Genomic DNA, 18009 nt, shown 5'->3' with positions numbered 1-18009 from the left:
ATTGCTCGACATCAAGATATCTCGTGACCGGGGTCGGTTGGACAGGGGTCCTGGCCGGAATCCGCGCCGCCGTCCATCTCGCGCTCGATCCAGCGGCATATCACGTCCACCACGTACAGGTGTTCGGCACGGGTCAGCTCCCGTCCCGCGGGGATGCCGTGCCAGCGCGCGAGGCAGCCCCGGCAACAGGTGGCGGTGGCGTGCTGGGCCACGAACACGGGGTGCCCGCGGTACGGCGTCTGCCTGCCGTCCTTGTACGGCTCGGCCGGCGCCAGCCGCTTGGCGACCAGGTCGTGGGCGTGCCGGCGAACGGTCACCGGCCCCTTCAGCGCGGCGGTCGCCCGGTCCCGTCCGCGCAGCCGGAACCCCGCCCGGAACGGCTGCCGGGCGAGCGCGTCCAGCCTCCGGTCCAGGGAGCGGAGCGCGCGGGCCCGGTCCTCGTCCGTCACCGGCCCTGCCGACTCAGGCCAGCAGCCGGCGCTTCTGGCTCTCGAACTCCTCGGGCGTCAGGACTCCCTGGGCCTTGAGGTCGGCCAGCTGCTTGAGCTGGTCGATCCGGTGGCTCATCTCGTCGTCGGGAGCGGAAGCGGGAGCGGGAGCGGGGGCCTGAGGTGCGGCGGGCGGGGGCGGCGGCGCCTGCTGCTGCGCGTACTGCTGCTGGTCGTACGCCTGCTGCTGCTCGTAGTCCTGCTGCGCCCAGCGGCCCGCCTGCCGCCGTGAGACGCGGTTGGACACGGCGGTCGCGGTTCCGGCGACGACGGCTGTGCGTGCGACGCCCCGAAGCAGTCCGGGCATGTCGGTCATCTCCCAAGTCGATCGATGCGTCGGGCAGGTGCGGCACCGGCTCAGGCGGCCGCGGAACCGCCGGGCGGTACCGTGTCCTCCATGGCGTCCAGCGAGCTGAGCAGGGCCTGCACGGGAATGCGGCCGCTCGCGACGAGCTGGGCCCCGCTGCGCCGCAGCGCACGGGCCAGCGGAGCCGCCCACAGGTTCTCGTACACCAGCACCGCGGAGGCGTTGCCGGGTTCCAGGGCGTTGGCGGCCTCCTCCAGGTCGCTCTGGTCCAGCACGCCGGACGAGGCTCCCTCGAAGACGGACAGGTCCACCTCGCCGTCGATGTCCCGCAACTCCAGCGCGACGACCGAGCCGTCCGTCTCCTTGCGTACGAAGGCCAGGTCGATGATGCGGACGATGCCGCGCTCGGCGAGATCGACCAGCAGGGGGAACGCCTCGCCCGTCATGCGGTTCCCGGGGAACTCGATGACCAGGTAGTCGACGGGGCCCATCTCTTCGACACTGTCCATGGCCACTCCTCATCGAAGCCGGCTGGGAGCCGGGACCGTCGGGCCGCCCGGCCGTACCGTTGCCCTGGCAGCGCCTTCGAGGCCGACGGCCGGCGGCCCCCGCCTGCCATTGCAGCACGCGCTGCGGGGCCCCGCACTTCCGTGCCCGCCGGGATCATGCGGTGAGCTGGTAGACGCTCTTCGCCATCAGCCAGCAGCCGAGCACCAGGCAGATGGTGACCAGCGCCTGCTCCTGGTGACCGGACATCCACGCCCGCAGGCGCAGCAGCCGCGCCTTCGCCCGGGCGGGACTGAACAGCACGTACAGCTCGACGGCGAGCAACTCGGCGGTGGCGAGCAGACAGAAGCAGACCAGCACGAACCAGGTGGAAAGGTGCGAGGTGTCCGCCTCCAGAACGGTGGTCGCCCCCGCCGCCACCAGACCCCAGGGCTGCAGGAGCACGGCGAGTCCGGCGGCGGCCCAGGCCGTGGTGTGGTCCATCCTCTCCGTGAGCTGCGCGGAGGAGGCCTGCCCGTCCGCGCAGCTCACCCCGGCGGCCGGGGACCCGCCCGTCCCGGGCCCCGGCCCGTTCCCGCGGCCCCGGGCGCCGGTGGCCCGCCGGCGCCGGTGGCCGCCGTAGACGACGAGCAGCACCCCGATGAGCAGCTTGGCGGCGAGGACGGCCGTCGAGGGCGGCGACCGGGGAGCCGGCGGCTGCCCACCGGTCACGGTCAGGACGAGTGCGATCACCACGACGAGACACGCCAGCCAGCTCAGGATGAAGACCAGGCCTTTCCACACTCCCCTCGCCGACCCCACCACCAGGACGAAGGACATGACGGGCAGCGGATCGAGCGCGATGGCCAGTGCGATGAGAAGCAGGTCGGGCACCATGGCGACCCCATCGTGTCGGGACACCACGACAGTAGCCAGCGGGCGCGGGAACGACATCTCGTGGCCGGCACCGTCCCTGGCCTGCCGGCCCGGCGCCGGGGTGCCGCCTTCCGCCTCACACCCCACTCTGGACGCAGCGAAGACAGTGCAGCGAAGACAGTGGCAGCGAAGGGAACAACGTCATGCCGTCCCCGGAACCCTGATGGCAGCGGACGGGCGCGCCCAGAGGCTGATGGCCCGGGCGAAGTCGGCGCACCGGCGGGCGGAGAGCCGCCTGCCGGTTCTCACGCACCTCGCGGACCGCATGGTGTCCGTGAACATCTTCGACTCCGCCACCCGCCTGGCCGCGCAGTGCTTCCTGACCGCGGTCCCGCTGCTCTTCGTCGTCGCGGCCTACGCCCCGCCGGCGGTGCGCCGTCAGCTGATCGACTCCGTGCAGGCGGTATTCGGACTGTCCGGGGCGGCGAGCGCCGAGCTGAAGCACGTGCTCCAGCCCACGACGCACGACCTCCAGCAGGCCACCGGCGTCGTGGGCGGGCTGATGGTGCTGCTGTCGGCCACCGCGGTCAGCCGGGCGCTGCAACGTCTGTGCAAACGCGCGTGGGAGATCCCCCGGGCGGGTACCAGGGTCGCCCCCTGGCGGTGGCCGGCCTGGCTCCTCCTGTGGCTCGGTGTCCTGCTCCTCCAGGGACCCGTACGGCACGGCTTCGGGGCCGGCGCCTGGCTGGGCACCCCCCTCACCCTCGTCGTCCAGACGGGCCTGTGGTGGTGGACCCAGCATCTGCTGCTGGGCGGACGCATCGGCTGGAAACCCCTGCTGCCGGGGGCCGTGATCACGGCGGCCGTCGCCACCACGCTGACGTTCACCGCGGGCCTCTACATGCCGCGGGCGCTCGACCGCGCCATGACCGAGTACGGTCCCGTGGGATCCGTGTTCGTGCTGCTCTCCTGGCTGATCGTGGTCTGCGTCGCGGTCGCCGTCAGCATCAGCGCGGGCGCCGTCCTGGCACAGGAGCCCTTCCTGGCCGGCCGCCTGGGGAGCCCGCCGGCCCTGCGTGACCGCCTGACGCCCGCCTCCTGACGCCGCGGCCCGCCCGGCGTCGTCCGTCCGGTCCACCCGGCGTGCGCCCGGGGTACGGAGCTGAGGCAATGGGGCGTGTCCAGGCACCTACCGCGCCGGAGAGCCCCGTGACCGAGCCGACCGATTCGCACCCGCCGGACCGCGACCGGACCCCCCCGGGCCGTACTCCCACCGCTCCCGGCGGTGCGGCGCGGCCACCCGGCGCGAAGGCCTCCGGTTCTGTCGGCGGCACGGCGCGCAGCGCGGCCTCTGCCCTGCTCATCGTGCTCACCTGCGTTCTCGTCCCGGTCGCCCTCATGGCCATCTGGGTGCACGACATCGCGCTCGACACCGACCGCTACGTCTCCACCGTCGCGCCCCTCGCCACCGACCCGGCCGTCCAGGACGCCGCGGTCCACCGCGTCAGCGAGGCCGTGGACGCCCACGTGAACGGCGCGCAGGCCGCCGCGGACATGGCCTCCTGGCTGCGGTCCCAGGGCCTGCCGCCGCGCGCCGCCGACGCCATCCGGGGGCTGGGGCCACAGATCGACTCCGCCGTCGACCAGGCCGTCACCAAGATCGCCACACGCGTCGTCCGGAGCGACGCCTTCGCCACGGTGTGGCGCACCGCCAACCGCGCGGCCCACAACGCCGTCGTGCACGCCCTGACCGGCAAGGGGCGCGGCGCGGTCGGGGTCAGCGAGGGGACGGTCACCCTGGACGTGGGCACGGCAGTCGACCGGGTCAAGAAGGAGCTGGTCGACGCGGGCCTGAAACCCGCCGACAAGATCCCGCAGGTGAACAAGGAATTCGTGCTCTTCCAGTCCGACCAGCTCGCCAAGTACCGCCAGGCCGCGCACCTCCTCGACATCGTCGGGAACTGGTTCCCGGTGCTCGTCGTCGTCCTCGGTGCCGCCGGAGTGTTCCTGGCCCACCGGCGCCGGCGAGCCCTGGTACGCACCGCGCTGGGAGCCGCGTTCGCCTGTCTGGTGGTGGCCGTCGCCCTGGTCGTGGCGCGCCGCTACTACCTCGGCCACCTGCCGTCCCAGGTGCAGTCCGAGGCCGCCGCCGCGGCCGTCTTCGACACCCTGCTCCACTTCCTGCGGGTCAGCCTGCGGACGGCCGTCGTCCTGGGCGTCGTCGTCGCCCTCGGCGCCTATCTCGTCGGACCGGGCCGGCTGCCCGTGGCGATCCGGGGCACGTCCGACCACACGGCGGACTCCGCGGCGCGGTGGGCGGCGGCCCATCACATCAGTACCGGGAGAGCCGGCTCCTGGACCCTGGCCCACCGCCGGTGGCTCACCCTGGCCGCCCTGCTGGTCATCGCGTTCGTCTTCGCGCTCTGGAACCACCCGACGGTTCTCACGGTCCTGCTGCTGGTCCTGGTGCTCCTCGGCGTCCTGGCGCTGCTCGCCCTGCTGGCGGCCGGCGCCCGCGTCCAGCTCCCCGGGGCACGCGGGCGGACGCGTCCACCCGGCGACGAGCGCTGACAGCGACCCCGCCGTACCCGTACCCGTACCCGCGCGCGGCGCGGGACCGGCACGCGGCCCGCGGGGACCCGTGCCCGGCCCGGCGGTCCCACGCGAACTGCGCCGGGTCCGCGGGACTGGGATGCTGATCGGGTGGAGTCCTCTTCACGGGGCCGACGGACAGGTGGTGACCCAGTGTCCGAGAGGCAGCAGTCGACGGGGCCGGCCGTCGCGTACGTCGATCCGCTGGGCGAGCCGTTCCTCCAGACCCGGTTCGCGGTGCCGGCCAGGCCGGCCACCTTCCTGCGCCGCCCACGGCTCGACGAACACCTCGACCAGGCCTTCGACACCCCGCTGACGATGGTCGACGGCTCGGCCGGCGCGGGCAAGACCCTGCTGGTCGCGGACTGGGCCGCCGGGCTCGGCCAACCGGTCGCCTGGCTGACGGGCGAACCGGGGGACCAGGGCTGCGGCATGTTCTGGGCCTATGTACTCCAGGCCCTGCGCGCCGCGGGCGTACCGCTCTCGCCCGGCATCGGCTGCCCCGGGGACGCCGGCCGCGTGGAGCACCGGCTGCTGATCCGTCTCGCCGACGACCTCAGCGGACGCGAGCGGCCCGTCGTCCTCGTGCTCGACGACTCCGACCGGATGACCTCCGCCCCGATCGCCGAACAGCTGGAGTTCGTCCTGCACCACGCCGGACCCGGCCTGCGCCTGATCCTCGTCACCCGGACCGAGCCGCTGCTGCCGCTGCACCGCTACCGGGCGGCCGGAGCCATCACCGAGATCCGGGGCGCCGAGCTGGCCTTCACGGAGGAGGAGGCCGCGGCACTCCTGGAACTGCATGGCCTACGGCTCCCCGCGGAGGCCACCCGTGCCCTGGTGGAGCGCACCGGGGGCTGGGCCGCAGGGCTGCGCCTGAGCGCCCTGGCCGCCGAGCGGAGCCCGGACCCCGAGAGGTACCTGAAGGAATTCGAGGCCGGCCGCAGCACGATCGCCGACTTCCTGCTCGCCGAGGTGCTCAAGCGGCAGACGGCCCGCACACAGGATCTCCTGCTGCGCGTCAGCGTCACGGACCGCTTCTGCCCCGGTCTGGTCGCGGAACTGACCGGCCACGGCGTTGCGGAGCCGGTCCTCGCCGCACTGCACACCCAGAACGCGTTCGTGGAGGACCTGGGACAGTCCTGGTACCGCCTGCACCCGCTGTTCGGGGAGATCCTCCGCGCCCATCTGCGGGCCCGCTCGCCCGGTCTCGAACCGGAACTCCACCGGCGTGCCGCGCGGTGGCTGCGGGCCTCCGGCTTCCTGCCCGAGGCACTGGCGCACGGCGCCGCCGCGGGCGACTGGGACTTCACCGCCCGGGCCCTCGTCGACGACCTGGCGATCGGCCAGCTGCTCGGCGGTCTGCGCGCGGACGGCCTCGCCGAGCTGTTCTCACCGATGGCACCCGAGGCCACGAGCGCGGCGGCGGACCTGGTGCGCGCAGCCCGCGACCTGTCCGAGCACGAGGTGGACCGCGGCCTGGCCCACCTGCGCCGGGCCGAGGACCACCTGGCCGCGCAACCGCCGGACGCCGCGCTCCGGCTGAGCTGTCTGCTGCTGCGGACCCTCGGGGCCCGGCTGTCCGGTTCACCCGGCACGGCGGAACAGGCCGCGGCGGCCGCCGAGGAGCTGCGGGACGAGGTCCCCGCCCGGCTCCTGGAGAAGCACCCCGAACTCACCGCCCTCCTGTTGGCCCACCTGGGCTCGGCCCGGCTGTGGGCCGGTCGCTTCGACGAGGCGCGTGCCGCCCTGTCCGAGGTCGCCGCAGGCCCGGGCGGGGCGTCGACCGCGCTGCCCCGGGGGGACTCCCTGGGACAGCTGGCGCTGATCGACTACCTGAACGGCTGGCTCTGCCGGGCCGAGCGGACCGCGCTGGCGGCCCTGGCCGAGACGGAGACGTCCGGCGCGGACCACCCCCGCTCCGCCGGTTCGGGCCTCGACCGGCTGGTGCTGGCGGCCGTGGCCGTGGACCGAGGCGAACTCGGGCGGGCCCAGGCCCTGCTGGACGAGGTGGCCGACTGCGCATCCCCGTGCGATCCGGTGACGGTCACCAGCCGGTCCCTCGCGACGGCGGGGCTGCTCCTGGCCCGGGACGAGCCCCTGGCCGCCGCGGCGGCGGCCGTCCCCACCGTGCCGGCCCTCGTGGCCTCCCCCTGGGCGGAGGCCGGGACGGCGCTGATCGCCTCCGCGGCCCATCTGGCCGAGGGCCGCCCGGACAGCGCCGTCAAGGTCCTCGACGACGTGTCCCGCGCCGGTGAGCCCGCGTACGCGGCCGACCTCGCCTGGGCCCAGCTCGCCGCCGGGAACCGCGAGGCGGCCATCGGCCTGCTCGACCACGTGCGGACCGGGGACCGTTCCGGCCCGAGGGTGACCGTCCGGGCCGCGCTGGTGCGCGCACGGGACGCCGAGGAGGCGGGAGACACCGCCACCGCCCGCAAACAGCTCGCCCACGCCCTCCTGGAGGCGCGGCGCGAGCGGCTGCGGCGGCCCTTCCTGGAAGCCGGCCCCCGTATCCGGCGCCTGCTGGACTCGCCGTCCCTCCAGGGGCTCGCCGCGGGCTGGCTCACGCCGGACCGTTCCGGCCCGCACGACGGCCCCGGACCGGCCGCGTATGCCCCGCCACTCGTCGTGGAGGAGCTGAGCGCGCGCGAACGCGAGGTCGTGGGGGGGCTGGCCGACATGCTGTCCACGGAGGAGATCGCCGCCCGCCTGTACGTCTCCGCCAACACGGTGAAGACCCACCTCAAGAGCCTCTACCGCAAACTCGGGGTGAACGGGCGCGCCGAGGCGGTACGCCGGGCCCGCGAGCACGGGCTGATCTGACCTTCCGCCGGGCGGCTCGCCCGTCGCGGGTGAGGCGCGTCGCGGGCGTCGGCGTTTTCGATGAGGGGGGCGGCCGGGCAGGGCCACCCGCCGCCGACGGGACCGCGTGGCCGGCGCGGCGGCGCCGCGGAGTGCGCACGAAAGGCGACGGCGATGTCCTCGACCGACCAGGCCACGGCCCGGGAACGCCGGACCGCGCGCCGCTCCCACGCCGACTACACGGGCGCCGTGTACGGGTCGATGCTCGCCGCGTCCGTGGTGATCGGCGCCTCCGGCCCGGGCGAGTTCCCCCGCCTGGAACTGGTGCTCCTGCTGCTGGTCACCGGCCTGGTCTTCTGGGTCGGGCACGTCCATGCCCACCTGTTCGGGGCCCGCCTCGCGCAACGCTCACTGGACCGGCCGACCGTGCTGCGGGTGGGCCGTGAGGAGTGGCCGATCGTCGAGGCCGCCGTCCCGCCGGCCGTCGCGGTGGCCGTCAGTCCGCTGTTGGGCCTGGGCGTGCAGGGCGCGGCCTGGCTGGCGGTCGCGGTGGCCGTGACCGGTCAGGTGGGCTGGTCCGCGGTCGGCGCGCGGCGCGCGGGAGCGTCCTGGCGTCTGGTGGCGGGAACCGCGGCGGTCAATCTGCTGCTCGGTCTGGTGATCATCTCGTTCAAGATCGCGGTGACGCACTGAGCCGGTGTACCGGCCCCCGGGGCGGGTCACCTGCGCCGGGTGAGGTCCCGCGCGGCCGGGCGGAGCAGGATCGCCAGAAGACCGCAACAGGCCCGCGGCGGGAGAAGGCCATATGCGCTACGAGATCCGTGTCGATGGACACATGTCGGAGACCCTGGCCCAGGCCTTTCCGGAGCTGGAACGGGTGCTGATGTCCGGGCAGACGGTCCTGTTCGGTCCGGTCGTCGACGAGGCGCACCTCTACGGGCTGCTCAACCGCTGCCAGTCGCTCGGACTGCGCGTCGTGGAGATGCGGCAGCTGCCGGAGTGAACGGCGCCCACGGTCCGCCCGCCACGGCCCGCCCGGGCGTGTGGCCCCGCCCGGCTCCTCGTCACTCACGCCGGGCCGGTCCGAGGCCGCCCCTTGACACCCGGTGGTCCGAGCGGTGACGGCATTCCGTGCGGTCCGCCCACGGCCGCCCGCCCGCCGCCCGGCCCGGCCCGGCCCGGCCCGGCCCGGCCCGGCCCGCGAGGATCACCCGCGGTGGGTGATCCGCCGCACCGGCGCCGCGGCCATGCTGTTGAACCGAGGGGCCGTGTGCCGTCCTGCAGGGGATCCGCCGGCGGCCTGGTCAGCACACGCGAGGAGGAGCCATGACCGAGTCGCGTGGACAGGCGCCGCGGACCGGACAGTATCCGTCCGGCGGGACGGCCACCGGCCCCACGCAGACCATGACGGTGATCGCCCGCTCCTGGACCTGGACCCTGGGGGCGGCGCTCGTCACCCTCGTGCCGGGCGTGCTGATCCTCGTCTGGCCGGACGAGACGCTGCACGTCCTGGCCGTCATCCTCGGCCTCTGCCTGCTGCTCAACGGCGCGTTCCGGTTCGTTACGGCGTTCTCGCGGGAGGAGCACGGGGAACGGCTTCCCGCACTGCTGGCCGCGGTGCTGTACGTCCTGGCCGGCGTGCTCTGCCTGCGCAACCCGATGCAGACCATCGCGGCGTTGTCGTTGATCGTCGGGCTCGTCTGGCTGGCGTCCGGCGTCCTCACGCTCTACACGGCCATCGCCGCCAGGGACCTGCCGCACCGGGGCGTCGTCCTGGGTGCCGCGCTGCTCGGCATCGTCGCCGGGATCGTGGTGCTGGCGCTGCCAGCCGAGTCGGCACGGGCGCTGACCCGGCTGCTCGGTCTGTGGCTCGTACTGCTGGGGCTGGTCGAGCTGGGCGTCGCCTTCGCCTGGCGGGCCGCCCTGCGCAGGAGCGGCGGCACGCCGCCGGGCGCACCCGCCTCCACGGCCTGACCCCCCGCGGGCACGCTCACCCGCTCCGGGTGAGGACGCGCCCCTCTCGTCGTGTGCACGCTGAAAGCGGCAGAAGCCGGCCCGGCGAACCGCAGGTGCCGGCGCCCCGGACGGAGGAGAGACATGAGTGCGCAGACCTACCTCGCGTACGACTATCCACTGCTGAACGCCTTCTGGACCATGCTGGTGTTCTTCCTGTGGATCCTGTGGTTCGTCCTGCTGTTCCGGGTCATCGTCGACATCTTCCGCGACGACGACCTGAGCGGCTGGGCCAAGGCCGGCTGGACCCTGTTCGTCGTCGTGCTGCCGTTCCTGGGCGTCTTCGTCTACCTGATCGCCCGCGGCAAGGGCATGGGCACGCGCGAGATGGCGGACGCGCGCGCCCGGCAGGAGGCACTCGACTCCTACGTACGGCAGACCGCGCAGTCCGGCACGACACAACCCAGCAACGCGGACGAACTCGCCAAGCTGTCCGAGATGCGCTCCCGCGGTGACATCACCGACGACGAGTTCCGCAGGGCCAAGGAGCTGGTCCTCAGCGGCGCCGGACCGGCCCGTGGCTCCGACACCGTACCCACCGTCTCCGGGCGCTGAGCGGCGCCCACGGCAACGAATCGAGGACTCCGTATGACCGCGACACATCCCACCGGTGCCCACACGCGCTCCGCCAGGACGGCGTGGGCGGGCGGCCTGACATCCTTCGCCGGGATCATGCTGTCGATCGTCGGCCTGCTCGGCGTGTTCCGGGGCATCATGGCGATCGCCCACGACAACGTCTTCATCTCGACACCCAACTACGTCTTCAAGTTCAACCTCACCAGCTGGGGCTGGATCCACCTGATCCTGGGCGTGATCGCGGTGATCGTGGGCTTCGGCCTGCTGGGGCGGGCGATGTGGGCACGCGCGTCCGGAGTGGTCATCGCCGGACTCGCCATCATCGCCAACTTCCTCTCGCTGCCGTACTACCCGCTGTGGTCGGTCGTGATGATCGCGCTCTCCGGGTTCGTCATCTGGGCCCTGTGCGTGGTCGATGACGACGACTCCGCCATGCGTCCGTAGCGGGGACGGGGAGGAGAAACGATGGACCGGTATCCGCCCATCGCGGAGCACGGGCTGGTGGGTGACCTCCAGACGGCGGCCTTGGTGTCGTCCGGGGGGACCGTCGACTGGTGGTGCACCCCCCGCTTCGACTCGCCCAGCGTCTTCGCCTCGCTGCTGGACAGCGAGCGCGGCGGACACTGCCGGCTCGCCGCGGACGGCCTCGACGGCAGTGTGTCGGTCCGGCAGCTGTACCTGTCCGACACGGCGATCCTGATCACCCGGTTCATGGGACCCGGCGGAGTCGGCGAGGTCGCCGACTTCATGCCCCCCGTCGACTCGCCGACGCCCACCGACCGGCACCGCCTGATCAGGGTCGCCCGGGTCGTGCGGGGCAGCCTGCCCTTCACGTTCACGTGCAGGCCGCGCTTCGACTACGGGCGGGTCCCACACACGCTCGGCGTCACCGACGACCACGGTGCCGTCATGCGCGGCCCGGGCACGGACCTGCACGTGCAGTCCACCGCGGGGGTCGTCCTGCGGGCCGACGGCGCCGACGTCACCGCGCACTTCACCCTCGGCACCGGGCAGGCCGCCGCCTTCGTGCTGACCGGCGCGGCCGCCGACGCCCCCGCTCCGCCCGCCCCCGTGCTGCCCGAGATCGCCGAGGACATCGAGAAGTGCCGCCTATTCTGGCTGTCGTGGCTGCGCTCCTGCACCTACCACGGGCGCTGGCAGGACATGGTGAACCGTTCTGCCATCACCCTCAAGCTGCTCACCTACGCGCCGACGGGAGCGCCCATCGCCGCCGCCACCATGGGGCTGCCCGAGCAGGTCGGCGGCGAGCGCAACTGGGACTACCGCTACACCTGGGTACGGGACGGCTCGCTGTCGGTGAGAGCCCTGACCGACCTGGGTTTCGAGGCGGAGGCCTACGCCTTCCGGCACTGGCTGCGTGACCGCGTCGAGGCCGGCGGCACCGCCTCGGGCGACCCCTTGCAGATCATGTACCGGGTGGACGGTGATCCCCACCTGGGCGAGGAGGTCCTCGACCATCTGGAGGGCTACCGGGGTTCACGGCCGGTACGGGCGGGCAACGCGGCCGTCGACCAGCTCCAGCTGGACATCTACGGTGAGGCCGCGGACGCCCTGACGGTCGGCGGGGACATCGGCGCGGTGCGCGGCTGGAAGGCGCTCAGCGGCGTACTGGACTGGCTGGCCGACAACTGGGACCGGCCGGACGAGGGCATCTGGGAGACCAGGGGCGGCCGGCAGGACTTCACCTACAGCCGGCTGATGACCTGGGTCGCGTTCGACCGGGGCATACGGGCCGCCACCCGGTTCTCCCGCCCCGCCGACACCGCCCGCTGGACGGCCGTCCGGGACAGGGTCTTCCACCAGATGATCGAGCGGGGCTGGCACGACAAGCGGCAGGCCTTCGTCCAGCACTTCGACACCGACGTCCTGGACGCCTCGCTGCTGCTGATGCCCCGGGTCGGATTCCTCTCCCCGCGCGACCCCGACTGGATCAGCACCCTCGACGCCATGGACGAGGAACTGGTCAGCGACAGCCTGGTCTACCGGTACGACCCGGGAGCCTCCCCCGACGGGCTGCGCGGCTCCGAGGGCACGTTCAACCTGTGCAGCTTCTACTACGTCGAGGCGCTCGCCCGCAGTGGCCGGCTCCACCAGGCCCGGTACGCCTTCGACAAGATGCTCACCTACGCCAACCACGTCGGCCTGTTCGCCGAGGAGATCGGCCCGTCGGGGGAGCAACTCGGCAACTTCCCGCAGGCGTTCACGCATCTCGCCCTGGTCACCGCGGCCATGGCCCTCGACGAGGAACTGGGCCGGGCGACGACGGCAGCCGGCGCCACCCGGCATCCCGACATCCAGGGCCTCACGGTGCCGACCGAGACCACGGGGGAGGGGACCGCGGGTGACTGACACGGCCGGGCCGACGCAGCCGCCGCAGCAGCGGTGGATCCTCGCCGCGCTGGCCCTCGCCCAGTTCATCTGCAGCTTCGCCGGTTCCAACATGAACGTGATGATCAACGACATCAGTGAGGACCTCGACACCAGCGTCCAGGGCGTCCAGGTGGCCATCACCGTCTTCCTGCTGGTCATGGCCGCCCTGATGATCCCGGGCGGCAAACTGACCGACCGCTACGGCCGCAAGCGCTGCTTCGTCGTCGGACTCGTCGTGTACGGCGTCGGCGCGCTGCTCAGCGCGGTGGCCCCGGGGCTCGGTGTCCTGATCCTCGGCAACTCCGTCCTGGAGGGTGTCGGCACCGCCCTGCTCATCCCGCCCGTCTACATCCTCACCACGCTGCTCCACCCGGACCTGACGTCCCGCGCCCGCGCGTTCGGGATCATCATGGCGCTGGGCGGCATCGGGGCCGCGGCGGGACCGCTGATCGGCGGGCTCATCACCACCGGCATCAGCTGGCGCGCGGCCTTCGTGTTCCAGGCGCTCGTCATCGCGGTGATCGTCTGGCTGAGCCGCCGTATCGAGGACCCCCTGCCCCCGGACCCCACACGTTCCTTCGACACCTCCGGGGCGGTCCTGTCCGCGGCCGGCCTGGTCCTGGTCGTCATGGGCATCCTGGCGGCGGACGACAACGTCTGGCTGATGACCGCCCTGATCGTCCTCGGCGTCCTCGTCCTCGGCTGGTTCCTCCGCTCGTCGCGTGCCAAGGAACGGGCCGGCAAGGAACCGCTGCTGTCGCTCGGCATGTTCCGTGTCCGCACCTCCAACCTCGGACTGATCACGCAGAACGTCCAGTGGCTGCTGCTCATGGGCACGTCGTTCACGGTGGCCGCCTACCTCCAGGTGGTGCGCGGCTACGACGCCATCCAGACCGGCGTGATCTTCACGGCGGCCACGCTCGGGCTGCTCGTGACGTCGCTGTCCGCCGAGACGCTGGCGCGCCGGCGGTCCCAGCGGACGCTGATCACGACCGGTTTCACGGTCGCCGTCGCGGGCGTGGCGGTGCTGGTCGGCCTGGCCGGAAGCTTCACCACGGCCTGGGCCTTCGTCCCCGGACTGCTCCTCGTCGGACTCGGCCTGGGCCTGATGCTGACGCCGTCGGTGAACGTCGTCCAGTCGAGCTTCCCGGAGGAGCGGCAGGGCGAGATCTCCGGCCTGTCCCGCAGCGTGTCCAACCTCGGCTCGTCCTTCGGCACGGCGATCGCCGGGACCATCCTCGTCGCCGGACTCACCAAGGGCGCCTACGCCGTCGCCATGATCACGCTCGCGGTGATCGGTCTGGGCGGCCTCGCCGCGGGAGCCCTGCTCCCGCGGACCCCGACGCCGGCCCCGGCTCCCGGCACCCCGGCCACCGCACCGGGGAACCGCACGTGAGGTTCTTCGTCCGGCGGGGCCGGAGTCCGGCCGCGAGCGAGTCCTACTCGGGCCGGAGGGAGTCCGGGGTCACCTCCTCGCCGCTGCGCTGCTGCGGGATCACCACCGAGCCCTGCTGGAGGGCCACCGTGCGGGTGGGAGCCGGGATGCGGATGCCCTCCTCGCGGTAGCGGCGGTGCAGGCGCTTGATGAACTCGTGCTTGATCCGGTACTGGTCGCTGAACTCGCCCACGCCGAGGATCACCGTGAAGCCGATGCGGGAGTCGCCGAAGGTGTGGAATCGGATGGCGGGTTCGTGGTCGGGGACCGCGCCGGTGACGTCCGTCATGACCTCCGTGACCACCTCCGCGGTCACCCGCTCGACGTGCTCCAGGTCGGAGTCGTAGCTCACGCCCGCCTGCACCAGTACGGTCAGTTCCTGCTCGGGCCGCGTGTAGTTGGTCATGTTGGCCTTGGCGAGCTGGCCGTTGGGGATGACCACCAGGTTGTTGGAGAGCTGGCGGACCGTCGTCTGACGCCAGTTGATGTCGACGACGTAGCCCTCCTCACCGCTGCTCAGCCGGATGTAGTCGCCCGGCTGGACCGTCCTGGAGGCGAGGATGTGGACGCCCGCGAAGAGGTTGGCGAGCGTGTCCTGCAAGGCCAGGGCCACGGCCAGACCGCCCACGCCGAGGGCGGTGAGCAGGGGCGCTATCGAGATGCCGAGGGTCTGCAGGACGATCAGGAAACCGATCGCCAGGACCAGCACCCGGGTGATGTTGACGAAGATCGTCGCCGAGCCCGCCACGCCCGAGCGGGACTGGGTGACCGTACGGACCAGGCCGGCGATGACCCGGGCCGCGGAGGACGTCACCACGGCGATCAGCCAGACCTGGAGCACCTGGTCGACATGGTGCTGGACGACTCCGGTGAGCGGCAGCACGGCCGCTGCCGCCGCCGCGCCGCCCGCGATCGCCGCCCACGGGACGACCGAGCGCAGCGCGTCCACGATGACGTCGTCACCGCTCCAGCGGGTCCGCTTGGCGTGGCCCCCGAGCCAGTGCAGCAGGGTGCGCGACAGGAAGGCGAGCAGCAGGCCCGCCCCCAGGGCGATGCCGGCGAGGACGAGGTCGTCCAGGGTCGGCGTGCGGTTCACCGGCCACCTCCGGGGCACGGAACCGCTACGGAAGGCCGGTGGGGAAGTCTCGTCACGTTGTCACCTGCTCGATGTCCGGGATGTGCGACCGCGCCGGCCCCGGAACTCCGGGGACCGGCGCGTTCGTTCATCCTGCCGTATCCGGTACGCGCGTCCGTACCGGGACCGGCGCTCACCGGACAGCCGGCTCAGACGATGCCCTCGGCCAGGTCGGCCTGGTCGCGGTCGCTGCCGTAGGCGGCCGTGCTGGGCGTGCCGTACGACCGGCGGGCGACGTACCACCAGACGCTGGCGAGTACCAGGACGACGGCGAGCGCCACCGAGGCGTAGTTCATCGTGTGGACGTTGACCGGTGACGACTGGGGCAGGCAGAACAGGACCGTCACGCACGCCACCCACACGACCGCCACCCAGCCGACCGGTCTGCTCCAGCGGCCCAGGTGCCACGGCCCCCGCTGGAAGCGGTCGCCCGCCCGCAGCCGCAGGTAGACGGGGATGGCGTAGGCCGGGGTGATGCCGATGACGTTGATGGCGGTCACCGCGTTGTACGCCGTCGCCGAGTACAGCGACGGCAGGGCCAGGACGCCGGCCACGGTGACGGACAGCCAGACGGCGGCGACCGGGGTCTGGGTGCGGTCGCTCACCTTGCGCCACAGGTGGGAACCGGGCAGCGCCCCGTCCCGGCTGAACGCGAACACCATCCGGCTGGCCGCGGCGACCTCGGCGTTCCCGCAGAACAGCTGGGCGACGATCACGACGAGCAGCAGCGCGCCGGCGCCGCCGGTACCCAGGCCGTCGAGCAGGATCTGGGCGGGCGGCACACCGGTGTCCGTGGTGCGCGTGGCGTCGTAGTCCTGGATGGCGAAGGTGAGTCCGGCCAGCAGGACGAAGCCGGCGAGCCAGGAGACCCAGATGGCCCGGACGATGCCGCGGGACGCGGCCACCGAGGCGTGCGAGGTCTCCTCCGACAGGTGGGCGGAGGCGTCGTAGCCGGAGAAGGTGTACTGCGCGAGCAGCAGGCCGATCGCCGCCACGTACAGCGGGTTGTGCCAGCCGGTCTCGTTGACGAACTTCGTGAACACGAAGGACGGCGACCGGTGGTGGTCGGGGAAGACGGCCAGCGCGCCGACGATCAGCGCGACACCCGCCAGGTGCCACCACACGCTGACCGAGTTGAGCACGCTGACCAGGCGGACGCCGAACAGGTTCAGCACCGCGTGCAGCAGCAGGATCACGCAGAAGATCAGCATGGTCCTGCCGGGCGTCGGCTCGAAGCCCCACTGGAGGTTGGCGAACGCGCCGGTGAACAGGGCGGCGCCGTAGTCGATGCCGGCGATCGCGCCGAGCAGCCCCAGCAGGTTCAGCCAGCCGGTGTACCAGCCCCAGCGCCGGCCACCGAGCCGGTCGGCCATGTAGTACAGGGCGCCGGAGGTCGGGTAGGCGCTGGTGACCTCGGCGAGCGCGAGCCCGACACACAGCACGAACACGCCGACGCCGGCCCAGCCCCACAGCATCACGGCGGGGCCGCCGGTGTTCAGGCCGAAGCCGTACAGGGTCATGCAGCCGGACAGGATCGAGATCACCGAGAAGCTGATCGCGAAGTTGCCGAAACCGCCCATGCGGCGGGCCAGCACCGGCCGGTAGCCGAGTTCACGCAGGCGCTGCTCCTCGTCCTGCTGCGGCAGGCCCGTGGCGGGGGCGGACGAGGGATCGGGGATGGGGGACACGCGGGGACCTCCGGGATCGACAGGTTCTCGAACAGGGCACGTTCAGGGGCGAGCGGGGATTGCCTGGTGCGGGGAGTTCCGGGGTGGTGCGGGGAGGTACCGGCTGCTGCGCGGAGCTGCCGGGCCGGTCAGGGGCGTGAGTCGTCCACGGCGGCCCGGCAGCGGTCCCGGGCCTGGACGAAGATCTCCACGGCACGCTCCCGGTCCCGGGTGCGGTACATCCAGGGCGGGGGCGTGAAGTACGGCCCGATCGCCTCGAACACCCGCGCCGCGTCCGGGAACTGGAGCGAGCCCCACAGCGCGTGCGCCAGGTGGTTGAGGTCGGACAGCGAGCGTTCGGCGCGCTGGGTGTTCTCGAACCAGGAGTGCAGGGCGCGTTGCGCCTCACGGGCCGCCTCGTCCACCACCCAGTGCAGGTCCAGCGCCGCGTCGTGGCCGCTGTCCCGGCGGTAGCGCTCGACCCGGACGTACAGCGGCAGCAGGTGCGCCGCGGCACCGGGCGGAGCCTGCCCGGCGGCCCACTGCGCGTACCCGGCGGCCTCCGCCAGCCGGCCCGAACCGCCGCGCGCGTACAGGAACTGGAGCATCCGGTGGTGGGCCTCGCGGTTGTCCGGGTCGCGCCCGCGGGCCTCGGCCAGCAGCCCCCAGGGTCCCGGCGGCAGCATCGGCTCCGGCGCGGCGGCCCGGTGCTCCTCCCAGCGTTGCTCCGGGTCGAGCTGGGCCAGCGCCAGCAGGCACACCCAGGGCACCGGGTCCCGCGGGGCGGTGGCCGTGGCGGACTGGGCGGCGTCCCATGCCTCGATCCACAACTCGTGGGTACGGCGGTGCCGTTCGCGCCGGGCCCGCAGTGCCCGCTCCACCAGGACCCGGGCGTGCATCACCGTGGCGTGCACGTTCCCCGGCTCCTCGGCGAGCCAGGCCCGCACCACGTCGGTGCCGGCCGCGGCCGCCGCGAGGATCTGGGTGCGCTGGGTCCACCGCCACCACTGCGTGGTGTCCCCGAGCAGGGCGCGCATGGCCATCCAGCGGCCGGTGCGCAGGTCCTGGAGGGCTGCGCGGAGGGCCTGGTCGGGGCCGGCGGGGTCGTAGGAGGGGCGGACTCCGTCTCTGGCCATCAGTCGCCGGCCCCTTGCCACTGGCGCACGGGCGTGGTGGCGGGGTGACGTAGCAACAGCCCTCCCCTGGGCGGTCATGAAGATCTCGCGTGTGGTCGGCGGTCA

General features: G+C 73.0%; 17 protein-coding genes. 10 read left to right on the top strand and 7 right to left on the bottom strand.

What is annotated here, in order from left to right; genetic code table 11:
- Positions 1-11: 11 nt before the first annotated feature.
- The 4 genes from ACF1BE_RS14915 to ACF1BE_RS14900 form a co-directional block, all read right to left on the bottom strand.
- Entirely contained in the window at positions 12-449 is a 438-nt protein-coding gene (locus ACF1BE_RS14915) for a DUF4186 domain-containing protein (protein ID WP_392199430.1), read from the bottom strand.
- Positions 450-462: 13 nt separating this feature from the next.
- Positions 463-795 carry an SHOCT domain-containing protein gene (locus tag ACF1BE_RS14910; protein WP_392199640.1) on the bottom strand — a complete coding sequence of 111 codons (333 nt, stop codon included), beginning with the start codon at positions 793-795 and terminating at the stop codon, positions 463-465.
- Between the two features lie 50 nt (positions 796-845).
- Positions 846-1304 carry a DUF6325 family protein gene (locus tag ACF1BE_RS14905; RefSeq protein WP_392199429.1) on the bottom strand — a complete coding sequence of 153 codons (459 nt, stop codon included), beginning with the start codon at positions 1302-1304 and terminating at the stop codon, positions 846-848.
- A gap of 154 nt (positions 1305-1458) precedes the next feature.
- Positions 1459-2202: a GAP family protein gene (locus ACF1BE_RS14900; RefSeq protein WP_392199428.1), complete on the bottom strand. Its 744-nt coding sequence runs from the start codon at positions 2200-2202 to the stop codon at positions 1459-1461.
- Positions 2203-2380: 178 nt separating this feature from the next.
- On the opposite strand from ACF1BE_RS14900, the gene ACF1BE_RS14895 reads away from it, so the two are divergent.
- From ACF1BE_RS14895 to ACF1BE_RS14850, 10 genes are all read left to right on the top strand, one after another.
- On the top strand, positions 2381-3259 hold the full coding sequence (locus tag ACF1BE_RS14895) for a YhjD/YihY/BrkB family envelope integrity protein (protein ID WP_392199427.1): 879 nt from the start codon (positions 2381-2383) through the stop codon (positions 3257-3259).
- A 107-nt stretch (positions 3260-3366) separates the two neighbouring features.
- Positions 3367-4728 carry a hypothetical protein gene (locus ACF1BE_RS14890; RefSeq protein WP_392199426.1) on the top strand — a complete coding sequence of 454 codons (1362 nt, stop codon included), beginning with the start codon at positions 3367-3369 and terminating at the stop codon, positions 4726-4728.
- 174 nt (positions 4729-4902) lie between these two features.
- Positions 4903-7572 carry a LuxR C-terminal-related transcriptional regulator gene (locus ACF1BE_RS14885; RefSeq protein WP_392199425.1) on the top strand — a complete coding sequence of 890 codons (2670 nt, stop codon included), beginning with the start codon at positions 4903-4905 and terminating at the stop codon, positions 7570-7572.
- 153 nt (positions 7573-7725) lie between these two features.
- The gene (locus ACF1BE_RS14880) at positions 7726-8244 is read left to right on the top strand and encodes a hypothetical protein (RefSeq protein ID WP_392199424.1); all 519 of its coding nucleotides are present in this window, start codon (positions 7726-7728) and stop codon (positions 8242-8244) included.
- A 112-nt stretch (positions 8245-8356) separates the two neighbouring features.
- The gene (locus tag ACF1BE_RS14875) at positions 8357-8554 is read left to right on the top strand and encodes a hypothetical protein (protein WP_392199423.1); all 198 of its coding nucleotides are present in this window, start codon (positions 8357-8359) and stop codon (positions 8552-8554) included.
- Between the two features lie 323 nt (positions 8555-8877).
- Entirely contained in the window at positions 8878-9525 is a 648-nt protein-coding gene (locus tag ACF1BE_RS14870; RefSeq protein WP_392199422.1) for an HdeD family acid-resistance protein, read from the top strand.
- A gap of 123 nt (positions 9526-9648) precedes the next feature.
- Positions 9649-10119 carry an SHOCT domain-containing protein gene (locus ACF1BE_RS14865; protein WP_392199421.1) on the top strand — a complete coding sequence of 157 codons (471 nt, stop codon included), beginning with the start codon at positions 9649-9651 and terminating at the stop codon, positions 10117-10119.
- 33 nt (positions 10120-10152) lie between these two features.
- Positions 10153-10584, top strand: a complete 432-nt coding sequence (locus ACF1BE_RS14860) for a hypothetical protein (protein WP_392199420.1) — start codon at positions 10153-10155, stop codon at positions 10582-10584.
- A gap of 21 nt (positions 10585-10605) precedes the next feature.
- The gene (locus ACF1BE_RS14855) at positions 10606-12510 is read left to right on the top strand and encodes a glycoside hydrolase family 15 protein (RefSeq protein ID WP_392199419.1); all 1905 of its coding nucleotides are present in this window, start codon (positions 10606-10608) and stop codon (positions 12508-12510) included.
- A complete protein-coding gene (locus ACF1BE_RS14850; RefSeq protein WP_392199418.1) occupies positions 12503-13927 on the top strand; it encodes an MFS transporter in 1425 nt (474 codons plus the stop codon). The genes ACF1BE_RS14855 and ACF1BE_RS14850 overlap by 8 nt, the downstream gene beginning before the upstream one ends.
- A gap of 43 nt (positions 13928-13970) precedes the next feature.
- Here ACF1BE_RS14850 and ACF1BE_RS14845 read toward each other — a convergent pair whose 3' ends face one another.
- From ACF1BE_RS14845 to ACF1BE_RS14835, 3 genes are all read right to left on the bottom strand, one after another.
- The gene (locus tag ACF1BE_RS14845; protein ID WP_392199417.1) at positions 13971-15062 is read right to left on the bottom strand and encodes a mechanosensitive ion channel family protein; all 1092 of its coding nucleotides are present in this window, start codon (positions 15060-15062) and stop codon (positions 13971-13973) included.
- A gap of 188 nt (positions 15063-15250) precedes the next feature.
- On the bottom strand, positions 15251-16789 hold the full coding sequence (locus ACF1BE_RS14840) for an amino acid permease (RefSeq protein ID WP_392199416.1): 1539 nt from the start codon (positions 16787-16789) through the stop codon (positions 15251-15253).
- 128 nt (positions 16790-16917) lie between these two features.
- The gene (locus ACF1BE_RS14835) at positions 16918-17904 is read right to left on the bottom strand and encodes a hypothetical protein (protein ID WP_392199415.1); all 987 of its coding nucleotides are present in this window, start codon (positions 17902-17904) and stop codon (positions 16918-16920) included.
- Positions 17905-18009: the final 105 nt, after the last annotated feature.

The organism is Streptomyces sp. NPDC014991 (assembly GCF_043080665.1).
In the GTDB taxonomy this organism is placed as follows: domain Bacteria; phylum Actinomycetota; class Actinomycetes; order Streptomycetales; family Streptomycetaceae; genus Streptomyces.
The sequence above is the reverse complement of the archived record's forward strand: the minus strand, read 5'-3'. Positions and strand labels throughout refer to the sequence as shown.